1 protein-coding gene is annotated in these 1,564 nt (G+C 39.1%); it reads left to right on the top strand.

Features of this window, described 5'->3' with window-relative positions:
• Positions 1-125: 125 nt before the first annotated feature.
• Positions 126-1,564, top strand: a 1,439-nt coding sequence (locus KPC_RS19650) for an ESPR-type extended signal peptide-containing protein (RefSeq protein ID WP_265735832.1), incomplete at its 3' end; no start/stop codon positions are given.

The following is a 1,564-nucleotide window of genomic DNA, read 5'->3' as shown; positions in this document are numbered from 1 at the left end:
AATATATTTATAATAATCAATAAAATATAACAATATTTTGGTTAAATTTTATTCTAAATAATAAATAAGGTTAAATATAACTAGTTTTATTCATGCAGTTTTTTTAGGTTTTAATAGGGGGGACGATGAATAAAGTTTATAAAGTTGTGTGGAATTCTGCATTAAGTATTTGGGTTGTTGCATCTGAGTTAGCGAAAAGTAAAGTTAAAGGTCTGACGGCTAAAAATGTTGACAATAGTCAAATAAATGAGCAGAAAACTGGTTTAGTAAAGGTTTTTACTCTCTCAGGTATATATCACACACTGCTTGTTTCAGGAGCTCTATTTATCGGATCCCAAGTAAATGCGGGACCAGGCATATTTATTAATGATGGAACTGATACTCAATGTATATGGACATATGATACTGATGGTTATAGAACGATTGGTAATTTTTCATCATCTTCTGCAATAACTTCTCAGATAACATCAGGATCATTGCCAACCACTACTCAGTTAGGAGGCTCAGCCTCTATGCTTTGTTCCACAACGGATATCGCAACACAAACTACACGTGTTCTGTTTTATGGAAATACTGGTGGAAGTGGTGCTACAAGTTTGACATTGGGTGGAAGGCTTGATGTAAATAGTGGAGTGATTGGTGTAGGAAGCCGATCAGGTACGACCGCTACAAACAGTATCAGAATGGGAACAGGTACAACCTTGACCACTAATGATGTGTCGAATGGTATTGCAATTGGTGTTAATAATACTATTGCAAACACTTCAAATATTGCATTAGGTGATAATATTTCTGTTGCAGGGAGTTCATCCATAGCGATAGGTTCAAAAGCTAAAGTTTCTTCAAATAATGCCTTGTCATTAGGTGATAATGCTACAGTTGGTTCTGGTTTAAATGGTGCTGTTGCTTTGGGTTCCAGCTCTGTTGCATCAGCTGCCGTAGTCACTGCTTCATCAACAATTAATGGAAAAACCTATACATTTGCAGGTGGTACTCCATTGGCTGGAAATGTTGTATCTGTGGGTTCAGCTGGAAATGAACGTCAAATACAAAATGTTGCAGCTGGCCGTATTTCTGCATCAAGTACAGATGCAATTAATGGTTCACAATTGTATTCGACCAATCAAACTTTAGAGACAACTACATCGAATATTGCACGGGCTTTAGGAACTACAGTAAATAGTGAAACAGGAGGTATTGTAGCTCCTGTTTATACTGTCAAAAATACTGAGTATGACAATGTAAAAGATGCGATCAGCAGTTTAAATACAGCAGTGTCTACACCGCTGACCTTTACAGGAGATAGTGGCAGCTCGGTGAATAAACTTGGCTCGACATTGTCAGTGCTTGGGGATGGGAACATCACGACAACGGCAAGTCAGGGCCAGATCGCAGTGAGCCTGAATAAAACCCTGACAGGCCTGACCAGCATCAGCACGGGCAATACCTTTATTGACAGTAATGGCTTAAGCATCACAGGTGGCCCAAGTATCACCACGGCAGGCATTGATGCAGCGGGTAAAAAGATCAGTAATGTTGCTGATGGTACAGCAGCCAGTGATGC

It is taken from the genome of Acinetobacter stercoris (genome assembly GCF_900323515.1).
GTDB classification, from domain to species: domain Bacteria; phylum Pseudomonadota; class Gammaproteobacteria; order Pseudomonadales; family Moraxellaceae; genus Acinetobacter; species Acinetobacter stercoris.
This window is presented reverse-complemented; position numbering and strand designations above follow the sequence as displayed.